General features: G+C 71.3%; 17 protein-coding genes and 1 pseudogene. 8 read left to right on the forward strand and 10 right to left on the reverse strand.

What is annotated here, in order from left to right; translation table 11 throughout:
* Nucleotides 1-2: 2 nt before the first annotated feature.
* The 4 genes from AB0K14_RS22870 (at nucleotide 3) to AB0K14_RS22885 (ending at nucleotide 4629) form a co-directional block, all read left to right on the forward strand.
* Entirely contained in the window at nucleotides 3-506 is a 504-nt protein-coding gene (locus AB0K14_RS22870; RefSeq protein ID WP_360456895.1) for a (2Fe-2S)-binding protein, read from the forward strand.
* Nucleotides 503-1858: an 8-oxoguanine deaminase gene (locus AB0K14_RS22875; RefSeq protein WP_360456893.1), complete on the forward strand. Its 1356-nt coding sequence runs from the start codon at nucleotides 503-505 to the stop codon at nucleotides 1856-1858. Before AB0K14_RS22870 ends, AB0K14_RS22875 begins: the two co-directional genes overlap by 4 nt.
* Nucleotides 1855-4080, forward strand: a complete 2226-nt coding sequence (locus AB0K14_RS22880) for a molybdopterin cofactor-binding domain-containing protein (RefSeq protein ID WP_360456890.1) — start codon at nucleotides 1855-1857, stop codon at nucleotides 4078-4080. Before AB0K14_RS22875 ends, AB0K14_RS22880 begins: the two co-directional genes overlap by 4 nt.
* A 66-nt stretch (nucleotides 4081-4146) precedes the next feature.
* On the forward strand, nucleotides 4147-4629 hold the full coding sequence (locus AB0K14_RS22885) for a nucleoside deaminase (protein ID WP_360456887.1): 483 nt from the start codon (nucleotides 4147-4149) through the stop codon (nucleotides 4627-4629).
* 85 nt (nucleotides 4630-4714) lie between these two features.
* Here the strand turns inward: AB0K14_RS22885 and AB0K14_RS22890 are convergent, their stop codons facing one another.
* The 5 genes from AB0K14_RS22890 to AB0K14_RS22910 all read right to left on the reverse strand — a co-directional run bounded on the left by AB0K14_RS22890 (nucleotide 4715) and on the right by AB0K14_RS22910 (nucleotide 9004).
* Complete coding sequence (locus AB0K14_RS22890; protein ID WP_360456884.1) at nucleotides 4715-5353, reverse strand: response regulator transcription factor; 639 nt, start codon at nucleotides 5351-5353, stop codon at nucleotides 4715-4717.
* Nucleotides 5350-6546 carry a sensor histidine kinase gene (locus AB0K14_RS22895; RefSeq protein WP_360456881.1) on the reverse strand — a complete coding sequence of 399 codons (1197 nt, stop codon included), beginning with the start codon at nucleotides 6544-6546 and terminating at the stop codon, nucleotides 5350-5352. The genes AB0K14_RS22890 and AB0K14_RS22895 overlap by 4 nt, the downstream gene beginning before the upstream one ends.
* Before the next feature lie 13 nt (nucleotides 6547-6559).
* Nucleotides 6560-7285 (reverse strand): ABC transporter permease, encoded by a 726-nt coding sequence (locus AB0K14_RS22900; RefSeq protein ID WP_360456878.1) that lies wholly within the window; start codon nucleotides 7283-7285, stop codon nucleotides 6560-6562.
* A gap of 4 nt (nucleotides 7286-7289) precedes the next feature.
* Entirely contained in the window at nucleotides 7290-8198 is a 909-nt protein-coding gene (locus AB0K14_RS22905) for an ABC transporter ATP-binding protein (RefSeq protein WP_360456875.1), read from the reverse strand.
* A gap of 224 nt (nucleotides 8199-8422) precedes the next feature.
* Nucleotides 8423-9004, reverse strand: coding sequence for a helix-turn-helix domain-containing protein (locus AB0K14_RS22910; RefSeq protein ID WP_360456872.1), 582 nt, complete (start codon nucleotides 9002-9004; stop codon nucleotides 8423-8425).
* Nucleotides 9005-9085: 81 nt separating this feature from the next.
* On the opposite strand from AB0K14_RS22910, the gene AB0K14_RS22915 reads away from it, so the two are divergent.
* On the forward strand, nucleotides 9086-9400 hold the full coding sequence (locus AB0K14_RS22915; protein WP_360456869.1) for an antibiotic biosynthesis monooxygenase: 315 nt from the start codon (nucleotides 9086-9088) through the stop codon (nucleotides 9398-9400).
* A gap of 63 nt (nucleotides 9401-9463) precedes the next feature.
* Here the strand turns inward: AB0K14_RS22915 and AB0K14_RS22920 are convergent, their stop codons facing one another.
* Entirely contained in the window at nucleotides 9464-10087 is a 624-nt protein-coding gene (locus tag AB0K14_RS22920; protein WP_360456866.1) for a DUF305 domain-containing protein, read from the reverse strand.
* Nucleotides 10088-10386: 299 nt separating this feature from the next.
* On the opposite strand from AB0K14_RS22920, the gene AB0K14_RS22925 reads away from it, so the two are divergent.
* From AB0K14_RS22925 to AB0K14_RS22935, 3 genes are all read left to right on the forward strand, one after another.
* Nucleotides 10387-11739, forward strand: a complete 1353-nt coding sequence (locus tag AB0K14_RS22925; RefSeq protein WP_360457164.1) for a hypothetical protein — start codon at nucleotides 10387-10389, stop codon at nucleotides 11737-11739.
* A 225-nt stretch (nucleotides 11740-11964) separates the two neighbouring features.
* Complete coding sequence (locus AB0K14_RS22930) at nucleotides 11965-12579, forward strand: hypothetical protein (protein WP_360456863.1); 615 nt, start codon at nucleotides 11965-11967, stop codon at nucleotides 12577-12579.
* Nucleotides 12580-12635: 56 nt separating this feature from the next.
* Nucleotides 12636-13441 (forward strand): IS5 family transposase gene (locus AB0K14_RS22935; RefSeq protein WP_360457161.1). Its coding sequence is split into 2 segments (ribosomal slippage): nucleotides 12636-12972 and nucleotides 12972-13441, totalling 807 coding nucleotides; the frame shifts between segments, so codons are not numbered across the junction.
* Nucleotides 13442-13464: 23 nt separating this feature from the next.
* Here the strand turns inward: AB0K14_RS22935 and AB0K14_RS22940 are convergent.
* The 4 genes and pseudogenes from AB0K14_RS22940 to AB0K14_RS22955 form a co-directional block, all read right to left on the reverse strand.
* Nucleotides 13465-13707: pseudogene (locus tag AB0K14_RS22940) on the reverse strand (DUF1349 domain-containing protein); the annotation flags it as partial.
* Nucleotides 13708-13755: 48 nt separating this feature from the next.
* Nucleotides 13756-14799 carry an ABC transporter ATP-binding protein gene (locus AB0K14_RS22945; RefSeq protein WP_360456860.1) on the reverse strand — a complete coding sequence of 348 codons (1044 nt, stop codon included), beginning with the start codon at nucleotides 14797-14799 and terminating at the stop codon, nucleotides 13756-13758.
* A gap of 1 nt (nucleotide 14800) precedes the next feature.
* Nucleotides 14801-15604, reverse strand: coding sequence for an ABC transporter permease subunit (locus AB0K14_RS22950; protein ID WP_360456857.1), 804 nt, complete (start codon nucleotides 15602-15604; stop codon nucleotides 14801-14803).
* A complete protein-coding gene (locus tag AB0K14_RS22955) occupies nucleotides 15592-16521 on the reverse strand; it encodes an ABC transporter permease (RefSeq protein ID WP_360456854.1) in 930 nt (309 codons plus the stop codon). The genes AB0K14_RS22950 and AB0K14_RS22955 overlap by 13 nt, the downstream gene beginning before the upstream one ends.
* Between the last annotated feature and the right edge of the window lie 3 nt (nucleotides 16522-16524).

Raw genomic sequence — 16524 nt, forward strand, 5'->3', positions numbered from 1 at the left:
CCATGCGCGTGAACGTGACGGTGAACGGCGAGCAGAAGCAAGCCGACGACGTGTGGGAGGGCGAGAGCCTGTTGTTCCTGCTGCGCGAGCGGCTCGGCCTGCCGGGCTCCAAGAACGCCTGCGAGCAGGGCGAGTGCGGCTCGTGCACGGTGTACCTGGACAACACGCCGGTGTGCTCCTGCCTGGTGGCCGCGGGCCAGGTGCAGGACCGCGAGGTGTGGACGGTGGAGGGGATCGCCCGGAAGGACCCGGCTCACGCGGACGATCGGCTCGACCCCGTCCAGGCGGCGTTCGTGGACGCGGGCGCGGTGCAGTGCGGGTTCTGCACGCCCGGCCTGGTGGTCGCCGCGCACGACCTGCTCGACCGGGTGCCGCGGCCCAGCGACCCGGAGATCCGCGAGGCGCTGGCCGGGAACCTGTGCCGCTGCACCGGCTACGAGAAGATCCTCGACGCCGTGCGCCTGGCCGCGACCCGCAAGGCGGACCCCGAGGGCGCGGCGCGATGACGCCGACCGTCCTCGACGGCGTCGCGATCGCCACGGTGGACGCCGCGGGCACCGAGCACGCGTTCGGCCACGTCGTCATCGAGAACGGCCGGATCACCGCCGTGGGACCCGGCCAGGCGCCCAGGCCGACCGGCCCGCACACGTGGGTCGACGGCAGCGGCTGCCTCGTCACGCCCGGCCTGGTCAACACCCACCACCACCTCTACCAGTGGGCCACCCGGGGCATCGCCCAGGACGCCACGCTGTTCGAGTGGTTGACCGCGCTGTACCCGGTGTGGCGCGGCCTGGACGCGGAGATCACGCACTCGGCGGCCTCCGCCGGGCTGGCGCGGCTCGCGACCACCGGGTGCACGACCGCCGCCGACCACCACTACGTCCACCCGCGCGAGGGCGGCGACCAGTTCGGCGCCCTGGTCGAGGCGGGCAGGCGCATCGGCATCCGACTGCACGCCGTCCGCGGCTCGATGGACCGCGGCCGGTCGCACGGCGGTCTCCCGCCGGACAACCTGGTCGAGGACACCGAAGCCGCGCTCGTCGCCACCGAACGGGCGGTCGTCGACCACCACGACCCGGGCCCGGACGCCCTGGTCCGGGTGGCCGTCGGACCGTGCTCGCCGTTCTCCGTCAGCGCCGAGCTGATGACCGGTGCGGCCGAACTGGCCCGCGCCCGCGGCGTCCGGCTGCACACCCACCTCGCCGAGACCGTCGACGAGGAGGAGCAGTGCCAGGCCGAGTACGGCTGCACGCCCACCGAGTACGCCGAACGCCTCGGCTGGCTCGGCGACGACGTGTGGCTCGCGCACACCGTGCACCTGTCGCCCGCGGCGGTGAAGCGGCTGGGCGCGACCGGCACCGGCAGCGCGCACTGCCCCACGTCCAACGGCCGGCTGGGCACCGGCATCGCCCCCGTCCGCGACCTGCTCGACGCGGGTGCGCCGGTCGGCCTCGGCGTGGACGGCGCGGCCTCCAACGAGTCCGCCGGGATGGTCGAGGAGCTGCACCAGGCCCTGCTCCAGGCCCGGCAGCGCGGCGGTCCCAAGGCGTTGGACGCCCGCGAGGCGCTGTGGATGGGCACCATGGGCGGCGCGCGCTGCCTCGGCCGTGAGGCGGAGATCGGTTCGATCGAACCGGGCAAGCTCGCCGACCTCGCGGTGTGGCGCCTCGACGGTCTCGACCACGCGGGCATCGACGACCCGGTGGCCGCCCTGGTGCTCGGCCCGCTGCCGAAGCTCAAGCTCCTGGTGGTGGGCGGCCGGACCGTGGTGGACGACGGCGAGCTGCGCACCGCCTCCGAAACCGACCTCGCGCGCGACCTGCGTGCCGCCGCCGAGCGACTGAAGGGGACGCGATGAGCCTCACCCCCGCCGAACTGACCTCCGCCGTGCCCGGCGGCATCGGTTCCAGCCCGCAGCGGCCCGACGGGAACCTCAAGGTGCGCGGCGAGTTCGCCTACGCCTCGGACCTGTGGCACGAGGACATGATCTGGGGCACGACCCTGCGCAGCCCGCACCCCTACGCGCGGATCGTCTCGGTCGACCTGACCGAGGCGCTGAAGGTGCCCGGCGTGTACGCCGTGCTCACGCACCAGGACGTGCCCGGGCTGAACAGGTACGGGTTGGAGCACAAGGACCAGCCGGTGCTCGCCGAGGACGTCGTGCGCTACCAGGGCGAACCGGTCGCGCTGGTCGGCGCGGACCACCCGGAGACCGCGCAGCGCGCCATGAAGCGCATCAAGGTCGAGTACGAGGTGCTCAGGCCCGTCGTGGACATGGAGACCGCGCCCGACGACACGCCCCTGCACCCCGGCGGCAACCTGGTGCGGCACGTGCCCGTGCGGCGTGGCGACCAGCACGCGACGGCCGAGGTGGTGGTCACCGGTCGGTACGAGGTCGGCATGCAGGACCAGGCGTTCCTCGGTCCCGAGTCCGGCCTGGCCGTGCCCGCCGAGGACGGCGGCGTGGACCTCTACGTCGCCACGCAGTGGCTGCACGTCGACCAGGGCCAGGTCGCGGCGGCGCTCGGCCTGCCGCTGGAGCAGGTGCGGCTGACGCTGTCCGGTGTCGGCGGCGCGTTCGGCGGGCGGGAGGACCTGTCCATGCAGGTGCACGCGTGCCTGCTGGCGCGGCACACGGGCAAGCCCACCAAGATGGTCTACAACCGCGAGGAGTCGTTCTACGGCCACGTGCACCGGCACCCGGCGGTGCTGTACTACGAGCACGGCGCGGACCGCACCGGCAAGCTGGTGTACGTCAGGGCGCGCATCCACCTCGACGGCGGCGCGTACGCCTCCAGCACCTCCGCCGTGGTGGCGAACGCGGCGACGCTCGGCGTCGGCCCCTACGACGTGGACAACGTGACCGTCGACTGCTGGGGCGTCTACACGAACAACCCGCCGTGCGGCGCGATGCGCGGGTTCGGCGCGGTGCAGGCGGGTTTCGCCTACGAGTCGCAGATGGACAAGCTCGCCGAGGCGCTGGGCATGGACCCGGTGGACGTGCGGGTCGTCAACGCGATGAGCGAGGGCTCGGTCATGCCGACCGGGCAGGTGGTCGACTCCGCCGCGCCGGTCGCGCAGCTGCTGAAGCTGGTGAAGGACAAGCCGATGCCGCCGCTGCCTACCGCGGTCGACCTGCGCGACATGCCGGGTGGCGTCTCCAACACCACGCACGGCGAAGGTGTGGTGCGCGGCGTGGGGTACGCCGTGGGCATCAAGAACATCTGCTTCTCCGAGGGCTACGACGACTACTCCACCGCCCGGGTCCGATTGCAGGTCATCAACGGCGAACCGGCCGCGCTGGCGCACACCGCGGCGGCCGAGGTGGGTCAGGGCCTCGTGACGATCATGCAGCAGATCGTGCGCACCGAACTCGGTGTGGAGCGGGTGACGATCCTGCCGATGGACACCAGCATCGGCAACGGCGGCTCCACCTCCGCGTCCCGCCAGACCTACGTGACCGGCGGCGCGGTGAAGGCCGCGTGCGCGGCCGTGCGCGAGGAGCTGGCCAAGCTCGCCGGCGGCCGCGACCTGTCGACCCTGGACCTGGCCGACCTGCTGGGCGACGAGGTGATCGACGAGACCGTGGAGTGGCGGCACCGCGCGACCGAACCCATCGACCCGGAGACCGGGCAGGGCAACGCGCACGTGCAGTACGGGTTCGCCGCGCACCGGGCCGTGGTGGACGTGGACGTGGAGCTGGGCCTGGTGAAGGTGGTCGGGCTGGACTGCGCGCAGGACGTCGGCAAGGCGCTCAACCCGCAGGCCGTGCTGGGCCAGATCCAGGGCGGTTCGGCGCAGGGCCTCGGCCTCGCGGTGATGGAGGAGATCCAGATCTCGGGCGGCAAGGTGCGCAACCCGTCGTTCACCGACTACCTCATCCCGACCGTGCTCGACATGCCACCGATGAGCATCGACGTGCTGGAACTCGCCGACCCGAACGCGCCCTACGGTGTGCGCGGCGTCGGTGAGCCGCCCACCATCTCGTCCACGCCGGCCATCGTCGCGGCCATCCGCGCCGCCACCGGCCTGGCCCTGACCCGCGTGCCCGTGCGACCCGAGCACATCACCGGCACCTGATCCCCGCGCGAACCACCCGGGCCACGGCCGCCGTGGCGCGTTCGCGCACGCCCCGAGGAGCACCCCATGACCACGTCCCTGTCCCCCGACCACGCCTGGCTGCGCGCGTCGATCGACCTCGCCACCCGCAACGTCGCCGCCGGCGGCGGCCCGTTCGGCGCGGTCGTCATCCGGGCCGGCGAGGTGATCGCGACCGGCACCAACCAGGTCACCCCCACGCTCGACCCGACCGCGCACGCCGAGGTGGTCGCCATCCGGGCGGCCTGCCAGGCCATCGGCGACTTCCGGCTCACCGGCTGCGTGCTGGTGTCGTCGTGCGAGCCGTGCCCGCTGTGCCTGTCCGCCGCCCTGTGGGCACGGGTGGACCGGGTCGTCTACGCCGCCGACCGGCACGACGCCGCCGCGGCCGGGTTCGACGACCGCGAGTTCTACGAGTTGTTCGGCAGGCCGCGCGAGACGTGGAACCTGCCGGTGCACCAGGTCTCCACGGGCGTGGACGACGCGCCGTTCACCGCGTGGCTGTCCCGGACCGACCGCGTCGACTACTAGGCGGACGGGCCCCGGAAGGAGACACCGCGGCAGGCGCCCGAACCCCGGGAGACGACCGGGCCCGGTCGTCTCCCGGGGAGATCGATCACCGGGTCTCCGTCCCGGAACGCGACACCAGCAGTCCCCGCTCGTAGGCCACCGCGACGGCGGCGGCGCGGTCCTTCACGCCCAGCTTGGCGTAGACGTGCACCAGGTGCGTCTTCACGGTCGCCTCGCTGATGAAGAGCTTCGCCGCCGCCTCGCGGTTCGTGCACCCGCGCGCGATCAGCGCCAGCACCTCCACCTCCCGGTCGCTCAACGGCTCCGCCGCGGGCTGCCGCACCTGACCCACCAGGCGGGTCGCCACGGACGGCGACAGCACCGCCTCTCCCCTGGCCGCCGAACGCACCGCCCGGAACAGCTCGTCGCGCGGCGTGTCCTTCAACAGGTACCCGGTGGCGCCCGCCTTGATCGCCGGCAGCACGTCGCTGTCCGTGTCGTACGTGGTCAGCACCAACACCCTGGTCGGGCAGCCGCGCAACCGCTCGATGGCGGTGACGCCGTCCACACCGGGCATCCGCAGGTCCATCAGCACGACGTCCGGCAGCAGTGCCCGCACCACCGTCACCGCCTCCGCGCCGTCCGCCGCCTCACCCACCACGTCGACGTCACCGGCGCCCGCGAGCATCCCGCGCAGCCCGTCGCGCACCACGGGGTGGTCGTCCACGATCACCACGCGGATCACCTGGCCACCTCGGCCGGGATCGCGGGCACCGACGCGGACACCGCCGTGCCGCCGCCCGGCTCGGACTCCACCACCAGCGCTCCCGCCAGGCGCGACACCCGTTGGCGCATGCCCACCAGCCCGAACCCGTCCGTGCGCACCTCCGGGTCGAACCCGGCGCCGTCGTCACGCACGTCCAACGTCACCACGTCCTCCATGTACGACAACGTCAACCCGACACGTGAAGCGCGCGCGTGCTTGGCGACGTTGGACAGCGCCTCCTGGGCGGCACGCAGCAACGTGACCTCCACCTCGGGGTGCAGAGCGCGCGCCGCGCCCGTCGTGTGGAGCGACGCGGCCACCCCCGTCTGGTCCGCCCACCCCGCCGTGACCTCGGCCAACGCGTCCGGCAGGTTCGCGTCCACCAGCGCGGGCGGCCGCAGGGCGTGCACCGAACGACGGGCCTCGGCCAGGTTCTCCCGCGCCAGCCGCAACGCCGTCTCGACGTGCCGCGGCGGGTTCTCGTCGGCCTGGAGCTGGGTGATGATGCCGGTGAACCCCTGGGCGAGCGTGTCGTGGATCTCCCGCGCCAACCGCTGCCGTTCGTCCAGCACACCGGCCTCGCGCGCCTGGATGAGCAACTGGGCGTGCAGTCCCGCGTTCTCCTCCATCATCGCCTCCATCTGGGCGACCATCTCCTTGCGGCGCCGTGACTGCTCGGAGGTGACGTGGCCGAGCGCGGTGAACGTGCAGGCGATGATCACGATGAACACGACGATGATCAGGTACACCACGATCGGCCCCCACTCCGCCGGCGGGAGGCCCCCGTACAACGACGTCGCCGCGAGCACGCCGGTGGCCGACACCCCGGCGAGCTTCCACCGGCCGGGCAGCACGTCCACGGCGTAGATGTACCCGGCGAAGGAGAAGAACCCGAACAGCGGGTCGCGCAGCCCCAGCAGGCCGTACGCGACCAGGATGCCGACGAAGAACACCGCCATCAGACCGGTCCGGGAGCGCCAGCCCGGGTGCAGCGTGTACCACCACAGCATCCACAGGCCGGTCGCCGCCGCGATGCCCACGTTGACCGCGGTGGTCGACGCGGGGTCCGTCCCGACCACCAGGTACATGGCGGTCGTCAGCACCAGCACGAAGTACGGGATGGCGCGCCCGGCGACGTCCAGCCGCCGTTCCCACGTGTCCAGCACGTCCATCGCGCGCACCTCGCTACTCCCAGCGGAACGACTTCGCGGCGACCGTACCCGCTGCCAGCGTGACCAGGGTGAGGACGCCGAGGTGCACCGGATCCGGCGCGACGCCCAACCACGACTCCTGCAGGGCACCGACGCCCGGCGGCAGGTACTCGCCGATGGTGTTGAGGAGGTCGGGCAGCAGGAACCGGGGCAGGTACACGCCGCCGAAGAACATGACCAGCATGAACACCACGGTCGCCCACCCGCCCGCGGACCGCGCGGTCGGCGCCCAGGCCGCGACCAGCAGACCGAGCGCGGACAGCGACAGCATGCCGAGCAGGCACGTCACGAAGAACCCGAGCGGGTGGTGCGGCAGGTCGATGCCGAACACCGCCCGGGCCACGACCATGAGCAGCACGATCGAGATCGCGCCCGCGATCACGTTGACGAGCACCTGCGCCACCAGCAGGCGCGCCGGGTGGACCGGGGTGGTGGAGAAGCGGCGCAGCACGCCCTTCTCGCGGTAGGTGGCCACCGTGGCGGGCAGCTTGTTCAGCCCCAGGAACGCCAGCGTGACCACCACCAGCGACGACATGTAGGCGTCGATGAACCGCTGGTCGGCGAAGTTCGGGTCGGGCGTGCGCAGCGCGGGGATCGCGCCGAGCACCAGCAGCAGGATGGTCGGGAAGAGGACGGCGAACACGACCATGCTCGGCTCGCGCAGGAACAGCTTCCACTCGGTGGTGACGATCTTCAGCATGCTGCTACTCCGTGAAGGTGCGGCCGGTGAGGCGGATGAAGGCGTCGTCCAGGCCCGCCTGCTCGATGCGCAGGTCGGCGGCGACGATCTGGTTGCGGGCGAGCACGGACGTGACGGCGTGCAGCAGGTTGCCCGTGCCGGTCACGACGAGCTGCGGCCCGTGCCGCTCGACGTGCGCGACCTCGGGCAGCTCTTCCAGCAGCGCGACGTCGAACGGGGTGGCGGGCCGGAACCGGACCCGCTGCTCACCGTCCACCCGGGACACCAGCCCGGCCGGGCTGTCGACCGCGACGAGCCTGCCGCCGTCGATCAGCGCGATCCGGTCGCACAGCCGTTCGGCCTCTTCCATGAAGTGCGTGACCAGGACGACCGTGACGCCGGCGTCGCGGACCTGCTCGACCAGGCTCCACGTGTCGCGGCGGGCCTGCGGGTCCAGGCCGGTGGTGAGCTCGTCCAGCACGGCGACCTTGGGCTTGCCGATCAGCGCCAGCGCGATGGAGACGCGCTGCTTCTGGCCGCCGGAGAGCTTGCGGTACTCGGTCTTGGCGCGATCGGCCAGGCCGAGGCGTGCCAGCAGCTCCCGCCAGTCCGCCGGGTCGCGGTAGAAGGAGGCGTAGAGGTCGAGGGCCTCGCCGACCCGGATCCGGTCGGGCAGCTCGCTCTGTTGCAGCTGCACGCCCAGCCGGGTCCGGAGCTTCACCCGATCGCGTTGCGGGTCGAGGCCGTCGACACGGATCGTGCCGCCGTCCGGGGTGCGCAGGCCCTCCACGCACTCGACGGTCGTGGTCTTCCCCGCCCCGTTCGGGCCGAGGATGCCGAAGATCTCCCCCTCGTCGACGGTGAACGACACACCGTCCACCGCGACCTTCCGGTCGTACCTCTTGACGAGGTCGACCACTTCGATGATTGCCATGCCACCAGCGTCGTCGCGGCGGCGTTCATCCGGATCGCACGGCGGGCCAGACCTCGCATCAACCGATCGGTTGATCTTCCCGTAGACCACCCTGAGCCACCTCGGGGTGCACCTGAGCGTTGAACTCGGGGGTCCTGAACGTAGGACACGCGCGACGCGAACGTAGGACACGCGCGTTCTGAACGTAGGACACGCGGGGGTTGGGGGTTGGGCTCGCGCGGGGGTCAGGGGTGCAGGCCGTGCAGGACTTGGGTGACCAGGGCGGTGACGACCTCGGCGTTGTGGGAGTTGTCGCCCGGGCGGAGGGTGCGGGCGGCGGCCTCGACGGCGCCGTGGATCAGGGTGGCGCGCAGGGCGGGTGACGGGACGCCCGCCTCGGTGAGCGCGTCGGTCAGAGGGGCCAGGAGCTTCTCGTGCTCGGCGCGGATCCGGGTGCGGGCGGCCTCGGGCAGCGCGTGGGCGGAGAGGGCGACCACGGCGCTGTGGCTGCCGTCGGCGATGATCTCCAGCTCGGTGCGGAGGTAGGCCTCGACCTTGGCCCGCACGCCGTCGACCGAGCGCACCGCCTCGACCAGCTTGCGACCCCACTCGGGCAGCTCGTCGGACACGATCGCGGCGACCAGCTCCTCGCGGGAGCGGAAGTACTCGTACAGGCTCGGCCGCGACAGACCGACCCGACGCGCCAGCGACGCGAGGGTCAACGCGTCCGCGCCCTCCGAGGCCACGATGTCACGCCCGGCGTCCAGCAGGTCCCGCAGCCGGTTCGCGCGGTGCTGCGCCAGCGTGTCGGCGCTGATCCTGGGCACCCACCGAATCCTAGCCCTTGCGTTACCTACGCGCCGTTGGAACACTTCCCTACACAGCGTCGGGAACCACGGAGGTGTCGGGTGTTCATCGCGACCAACCGCTTGTTCGTCCCCGCCGAGCGCGCCGAGGAGTTCGAGGCGCACTTCAGGAGCAACATGCGCACCTACCTGCCCGGCGTGCCCGGCCTGCGCCGCAGCACGCTGCTGCGCCCGACCCGCCCCGACCAGCCGTACGTGTCGGTCAACGAGTTCGACACCGAGGACGACTTCCGCGCCTGGGTGGCGTCGGACTCCTTCAGAGAGGCGCACCGGCGCAACGCCGGCATCGCGCGCCACGTGACGGGCAACGCCGTGGAGACCTTCCACCACTCGGAGGATCTCCTGCTCGCCCCGTGACCGCCGGTCGACCGCTGATCACATCGCCGACCGACCTCCGGCCGACCGCGGGTCGACCGCCCGTCAGGGAATGGTGATCGTCCTCATCCGCTCCACCTCGTCGGTCTGGGAGGCGACCACGTCGTTGGCCATCTCCTCGACCCGCACGTCGGTGCCCGAGGACAGCAGCTCGACCGCCATCTGCACCGCGCCCTCGTGGTGGGCGATCATCAACTTCAGGAACAGCCGGTCGAAGTCCGCACCGCGGGCCGCTTCGAGCGCGGCCAACTGCTCGTCGGTGGCCATGCCGGGCATCGACCCGTGGTCCACTTCCGGCAGGTCGGCGCTGTGGCCGTGCGCGGGCGCGCTCTCCGCGTACTGCCGCTGCCACTGCTTCATCCCGCTGATCTCGGGCCCCTGCGTGTCGTGGATGCGCGACGCGAGGCCGCGCACCGTCTCGTTCTGCGCGCGTTCCGGCGCGAGCGCGGTCATGGTCAGCGCCTGCTCGTGGTGGACGATCATGCGGGCCACGTACTCCAGGTCCGCCTCGCTCGGCGCGACCCACCGATCGGTGCCGAAGTCCTCCGGCGCCAGGGTCTGCGCTTGCTCACCGGGCCCTTGTGGCGCGATGATCGGAGGCTGGTCGGGCGATTGCGCCGTGCAGCCCGCCAGGACGGCCGCCAGCACCGCGACGAACACGATCCGCATCCCACTACCCCCTAGAACCACCGGTCGGCCGCCAACGTACCCGGCGGTCCCACGACTCGGAAGTCGGAGGATTCCCGACGAATGGGTCTGTCCTTAGCGTTGCGAACGGGTGATACTGCGGACCCTGCACTGGGTTGGAAGGGGAACCTGAAGTGGAAGTACGCGATTTGACCCGCCGGCGCAGAACGCCGGCCGCGGTCTTGGGGGCGTTCGCGCTGAGCCTGTCGGTCGTGGCCTGGGCACCTCAGGCGACCGCGGCACCGGACGACGCCGACCTGGCCGGTCTGTCCGAGACCCAACTGTCGAGCCAGGAGCAGCCGGCCACCGGCCTCCCCGGCGTCGACGAGATCCGCAACAGCCGCAACGTCAAGCACCTGGCGAACCTCCCGAAGCCGGCGCCCTTCACCGCCTCTTCGACGTGGTCGGACCTGGCGTTCCAGAACGGTTACGCGTTCGACGGCAACTACGACGGCTTCGTCATCTACGACGTGCGCAACCCGCACAAGCCGTCCATCGTGAGCACGGTCTGGTGCCCGGGCTCGCAGAACGACATCTCGGTCAAGGACAACCTGCTCTTCCTGTCCACCGACTCCTCGCGCAGTGACAACTCCTGCGCCAGCACGCCGCTCTCCGCGACCAACAAGAACGCGTGGGAGGGCATCAAGATCTTCGACATCAGCGACAAGAAGAACCCGAGGTACGTCGCCGCGGTCGAGACCAAGTGCGGTTCGCACACGCACACGCTGGTGCCGGACAAGAAGGGCAAGAACGCCTACCTGTACGTCTCGTCGTACGGCCCCAACGACACCTTCCCCGACTGCAAGACGCCGCACGACCTGATCTCCATCGTCAAGGTCCCGCTCAAGGACCCGGCGTCGGCGTCGGTGCTGTCGGAGACCGTGCTGTTCCCGGACGGCGGCAACCCCGGCCGTGAGGGCACGATCGAGGACGGCTACGTCCGCGCCACCTCCGGCTGCCACGACATCACCGTGTACCCGTCGAAGGACCTCGCGGCCGGCGCCTGCATGGGTGACGGCGTGCTGTGGGACATCTCCGACCGGGAGAGGCCCCGCGAGATCAGCCGCGTGCAGGACAACGTGAACTTCGCGTTCTGGCACTCGGCCACCTTCAACAACGCGGGCACCAAGGTCGTCTTCACCGACGAGCTCGGCGGCGGCAGCGCCCCGACCTGCAACGAGAAGATCGGTCCGACCCGCGGTGCGGACGGCATCTACGACATCACCGGTCACGGTGACGGTCGCAAGCTGGAGTTCCGCTCGTACTACAAGATCTCCCGGGCCCAGGGCGACACCGAGAACTGCGTGGCGCACAACGGCTCGCTGATCCCCGTGCAGGGTCGCGACATCATGGTGCAGGCGTGGTACCAGGGCGGCATCTCGATCTGGGACTTCACCGACTCCCGCAACCCCAAGGAGATCGGCTGGTTCGAGCGCGGTCCGCTGCCCAACGGCGCCGGCGGCGGCTCGTGGTCGGCGTACTACTACAACGGCTACATCTTCTCCTCCGACATGGCCAAGGGCTTCGACGTCCTCGACATCCGCGACCCGCGGACCATGACGGCGAAGCTCGTCCGCGTCGGCGAGCTGAACGTGCAGACGCAGGGCTCGTACCGGGACCTGTTCCCGCGCTAGCCCCAGGCGGTCCGACGACCGCCCGGACGCAGAAGGGGCCCGCCGCGCACCAGCGGCGGGCCCCTTTTCGTCCGCCCGGCGGTACGGACACTGCATATTCCCCCTTTTAGGACCGCATTTTCGCGGTTCGGTACTCCTTGGTGGTGAATTCGTCCGCACCGCGTCCTACTCCGCGTAGGATCGGAGCCGATTCCTCTTCACGAATTCCTCGCGAGGAGTATTCCCATGCCGGACATGACCCTCTACCGGGGTGAGCGCGACAATGTCTGGCCGGCACCCGCCGTGCGTCTCATCTGGGGCGGCATGACCATTCGGGATCCGTGGCCGGGCGCGCGACTGCCGAACCAGGCGGCCACCGGCGCGTGGTCGGCGCTCTCGCGGGCGATCAGCACCTGCGGCAACGACCGGGCGGAGTTCTCCCGGACCCTGCGGGCGGCGGGCGTCTCCTACGGCCTGAACTTCACCCGCACGCCCGGCCCGGTCGAGTCGGAATCCGACCACCACTACGTGGTCACCATCCACCACGCCCGCACGTTCCTGCTGCGCTACGGCGGCGTCGGCGGCTGGACGCTGGGCGACGAGGTGCCCTGGGTGACCGATCCGACCGCGGCCGACCAGGATTACGTGGTGCTGAACGGACCGCAGGTGAGCCGGTCGACGGTATTGGGCTACGGCCATTTCGCCGACACCCCGGAAGTCACCCTGTTCACCGACGTGCCGACCGGGTGGGTGACTTCCGTGAACGGTCAGCCGATCGGCGCGCGCGGGGTGCGCGTGCTGACCGATTCGGCGTTGTCGGAAGCCGAACGGCTCAGGTTGACGAAATTGCGCCGGCCTTAGACGATGTCTCACGTGGTTTGAGCGGCGTGTCATGATCTTGGATCGTGGTCGATCGGTTGTCGTTGCGGTTGGTGCCGGATGAGTTGTGGGTGTTGGCGGAGCCGTTGATCCCGAGGTTCAGGGCGCGTCCGCAGGGTGGCGGGACGGCACCGGTGGACGATCGGGCGGTGTTCACCGCGATCGTCTACGTGCTGACCAGTGGGTGCGGGTGGCGGGAGTTGCCGCCGTCGTTCGGGGTCACCGTGCCGACCGCGCATCGCCGGTTCACCGAGTGGACGAAGGCGGCGTTGTGGCGGCGGCTGCACCAAGCCGTGCTGGACGAACTCGGCTCGCGTGGGGAGGTCGACTGGTCGCGGGCGATCCTGGACGCCGCCTCGGTCCGGGCGAAAAAAGGGGCGACATGACCGGTCCGAACCCGGTCGATCGCGGTAAGCCGGGCTCGAAGATCCACGTCGTGTCCGACCGGGCCGGTCTGCCGTTGGCGGTCGGGGTGTCGGCGGCCAACCTGCATGACAGCCAGGCGCTCAAAACCATGCTGATGGCCATCCCGCGCATCCGCTCGCGGCGAGGCCCGCGCCGTTTCCGCCCTGCGAAGCTGCACGCCGACAAGGCCTACGACATCGACCACCTCCGCCGGTGGTTACGACACCGCGGCACTGCCCCGCGCATCGCCCGCAAGGGCGTCGACTCCTCCGACCGGCTTGGTCGCCACCGTTGGGTCGTGGAACGCACGATCTCCTGGCTGACCGGCTACCGGCGCCTGACCATCCGCTACGAACGCCACGCCGACAACTACTGCGCCTTCGCCACCCTCGCCGCAACGCTGACCTGCTTCAAACGACTCACCAAAACCGCCACGTGAGACGTCGTCTTAGCGCTCCGGGGTCATGCGCCGTCGAACAGGTGGGCCGGTCGGCCCTCTTCCAGGCGGACCTGGTCGAAGACCACTTCGCAGCCGGTGCCGACCGGTGACTGGACCTCCAGCCCGACGCGCACCGGGCCGTCCAGGGCGAACTGGCGCCGCAACCGCCACGTCACGCCGTCGTGCGACGAGTGGAAGGCGTACCCGCCGTCGAGGCTGCTGATCCGCAACCACGCGGTGTCGCCGTCGACGGCCGGGCCCACGGCGTCGTCGGACCGTGGGCCGTGCCGGAGCTCACAGGTCCGCCGCCCGGGTCACGCCTCGACGACCATCAGCCGGTCGGCCGCGAAGTCGAGTGCGACGGTCGTGCCGGGAGGGAAGTCGGCCGCGCGGTTGGAGGGCTGGTCGACCCGCACGACCTGGTCGCCGCCGTCGAGCCGGACCGAAAGCCTGGTCACCGACCCGAGGAAGCTCTGCGTGAGCACGTTGCCGACCAGCGCGCCGCCGACCTGGCCGCGGTGCGGGGCGATGCCGATGTCCTCCGGCCGCACGATCACCTTCACCTCGCCGGCCAACCCGGCGGCCGCGGCGGTGTCCAGCCGGTACGGGCCCAGCCGCACGCCGCCTGCCTCGGCGGTGCCGTGCACCGCGTTGGTCACGCCGACGAACTGGGCCACGAACGCGGAGGCGGGCTGCCGGTACACGACGGCGGGCGTGTCCAGCTGCTCCAGCCTGCCCTGCGACATCACGCCGACCCGGTCGGAGACGGCCAACGCCTCCTCCTGGTCGTGCGTGACGAACAGGGTGGTCATGCCCAGTTCGGTCTGGATGCGCCGGATCTCGTCGCGCAGGTTCACCCGCACCTTGGCGTCCAGCGCGGACAGCGGCTCGTCCAGCAGCAGCACCCGCGGCCGGATCGCCAGCGCACGGGCCAGCGCCACGCGTTGCTGCTGGCCGCCGGACAGCTGGTGCGGGTACCGCTTGCCGAGGTGGGCCAGCCCGACCAGCTCCAGCAGTTCGGCGACCCGCCCGGCCCGGTCCGGCGCCTTGCGCAGCCGCGGGCCGAACGCGACGTTCTGCGTCACGGTCATGTTCGGGAACAGGCTGTAGGCCTGGAACACCATGCCCATGTCCCGCTTGTTCGCGGGCACTCCGGTGATGTCGCGACCGTCCACCAGGACGGTGCCCGAGTCGGCCGTCTCGAACCCGGCGACGATGCGCAACGCGGTCGTCTTGCCGCAGCCGCTGGGCCCGAGCAGGCTGACCAACTCGCCCTCGGCGAGTTCCAGGTCGAGCCCGTCGAGCGCGGTCTGGCCGCCGAACGACTTGCGCAGCCCGGCCAGTCGCAGGTACCCCATGTCAGCCTTCCTCGACGGCGGTGCCGCGCCGCCGCCTGCCGATGAACGAGAGCAGGAACAACAGCACGAACGCGAACAGCAGGCTCAGCAGCGACACCGCGATCGACACGCCCGCGTCGCGCTTGCCGAGCAGGTTGACCCGCACCTGCAACGTGTCGAAGTTCAGCAGCGACGCGATGGTGAACTCGCCGAGCACCAACGCCACCGACAGCAGCGACGCGCCGAGCAGCGCGGTGCGGATGTTGGGCACCACGACCCGCAGCAGCACCGTGCCCCAGGACGCGCCGAGGCCGCGGGCCGCCTCCGCCAGCGTCTTCAGGTCGATCGCGGACAGCCCCGCGTCGATCGCGCGGTAGGCGAACGGCAGCACCAGCACCGCGTAGGCGAACGTCAGCGTCAACGGCGAGTCGCCGAGGAAGTAGTTCACCCACGCGTACAGCGGCGCCATGCCCACGACCAGCACGATCGCCGGGATCGCCACCGGCAGCAGGCAGAGGAACTCGACCAGCCTGCGCAGCCCGGGCAGGCGCAGCCGGATCCAGGTCATGGTCGGCACCAGCAGCACCAGCACGACCAGCGAGCTGGTCACCGCGAGCTGCACCGACACCAGGATCGCCTCGACCAGGTCCGGGTCGTCCACGATCGCCGACCACGACGCGAGGCCGCGCGTGCCGCCGGCACCTCGGGTGGAGAACTCCGCCATCGCGACCAGCGGCAGCAGGAAGAACACGCCGAGCGCCAGCAGGATCACGAACCGGGCCACAGCGCGCTTGCCAGACCCGGGCGGCCTGGTCACCGCTGCCATCGGGCGAACCTCCGCTGCAACAGCGCGTACGAGCCCATCGCCACGCCGACCACCACGACCATGCCCAGGCCGAGCGCCTTGCCGAGGTTCTCCTGCCCCAGCAACACCTCACCGGTCAGGAAGCCCCGGATCTGCAACGGCACGATCGGACTGCCCTGCGACACCAGCGCCGCCGCCGTGGCGTAGGCCGAGAACGCGTTGGCGAACAGCAGCAGCAGCGCGCCCAGGAACGCGGGCAGCAGGAGCGGGCCGCCGACGTGCCGCCAGTAGGTCCACGACGAGCCGCCGAGGCTGTCCACCGCCTCCCGCCACTGCGGGCGCAGGCCGTCCAGCGCGGGCAGGAACACGATCACCATCAGCGGGATCTGGAAGAACGTGTAGACCAGGATCAGGCCGGGCAGTTCGAACAGCCACGCGCCGGTGGCGAACAGGTCGACGCCGAACGAGTCGCGCAAGAACCGCGTGACGAAGCCCTGGAAGCCGACCGTGGCCAGGAACGCGAACGCCAGCGGCACACCGCCGAACTGCGCGAGCACGCCCGCACCCGCCACCACCACGCGGCGCAGCGACCCCTCCTGCTTCCCGACCGCCACGGCCCACGACAGCAGGGCGCCGAACGCCGCGCCGAGCAGGGCGGTGATCGCGGACAGCTCCACGCTGCGCAGGAACGCCTGGAGGTACACGCCCCGGGTCAGGTCGACCAGGTTGTCCAGCGTGAACGCCCCGTCCGAGTCCTGGAACGACCCGGCGAGCACCAGCACCGTCGGGTACACCAGGAACGTGCCGACGTAGGCCAGGAACGGCACCACGACCAGCCAGGCGAGGAAGGACTTCGAGGACGGCCCGCGGTCGATCCCCCGCCGGCGCGGGGAGGCCCGCCGACCTCCCCCGGCCGCGGTCGTGACGGGTGCGACCACCGG

The sequence above is a fragment of the Actinosynnema sp. NPDC050801 genome, assembly GCF_040673975.1.
Classification (GTDB): Bacteria; Actinomycetota; Actinomycetes; order Mycobacteriales; family Pseudonocardiaceae; genus Actinosynnema.

What these genes read in the sequence shown, in the direction of transcription:
- AB0K14_RS22870 (WP_360456895.1), top strand. Translation starts at nt 3, where the DNA reads ATGCGCGTGAACGTGACGGTGAACGGCGAGCAGAAGCAAGCCGACGAC.
- AB0K14_RS22875 (WP_360456893.1), top strand. Translation starts at nt 503, where the DNA reads ATGACGCCGACCGTCCTCGACGGCGTCGCGATCGCCACGGTGGACGCC.
- AB0K14_RS22880 (WP_360456890.1), top strand. Translation starts at nt 1,855, where the DNA reads ATGAGCCTCACCCCCGCCGAACTGACCTCCGCCGTGCCCGGCGGCATC.
- AB0K14_RS22885 (WP_360456887.1), top strand. Translation starts at nt 4,147, where the DNA reads ATGACCACGTCCCTGTCCCCCGACCACGCCTGGCTGCGCGCGTCGATC.
- AB0K14_RS22895 (WP_360456881.1), bottom strand. Translation starts at nt 6,546, where the DNA reads ATGGACGTGCTGGACACGTGGGAACGGCGGCTGGACGTCGCCGGGCGC.
- AB0K14_RS22900 (WP_360456878.1), bottom strand. Translation starts at nt 7,285, where the DNA reads ATGCTGAAGATCGTCACCACCGAGTGGAAGCTGTTCCTGCGCGAGCCG.
- AB0K14_RS22905 (WP_360456875.1), bottom strand. Translation starts at nt 8,198, where the DNA reads ATGGCAATCATCGAAGTGGTCGACCTCGTCAAGAGGTACGACCGGAAG.
- AB0K14_RS22920 (WP_360456866.1), bottom strand. Translation starts at nt 10,087, where the DNA reads ATGCGGATCGTGTTCGTCGCGGTGCTGGCGGCCGTCCTGGCGGGCTGC.
- AB0K14_RS22930 (WP_360456863.1), top strand. Translation starts at nt 11,965, where the DNA reads ATGCCGGACATGACCCTCTACCGGGGTGAGCGCGACAATGTCTGGCCG.
- AB0K14_RS22945 (WP_360456860.1), bottom strand. Translation starts at nt 14,799, where the DNA reads ATGGGGTACCTGCGACTGGCCGGGCTGCGCAAGTCGTTCGGCGGCCAG.
- AB0K14_RS22950 (WP_360456857.1), bottom strand. Translation starts at nt 15,604, where the DNA reads ATGGCAGCGGTGACCAGGCCGCCCGGGTCTGGCAAGCGCGCTGTGGCC.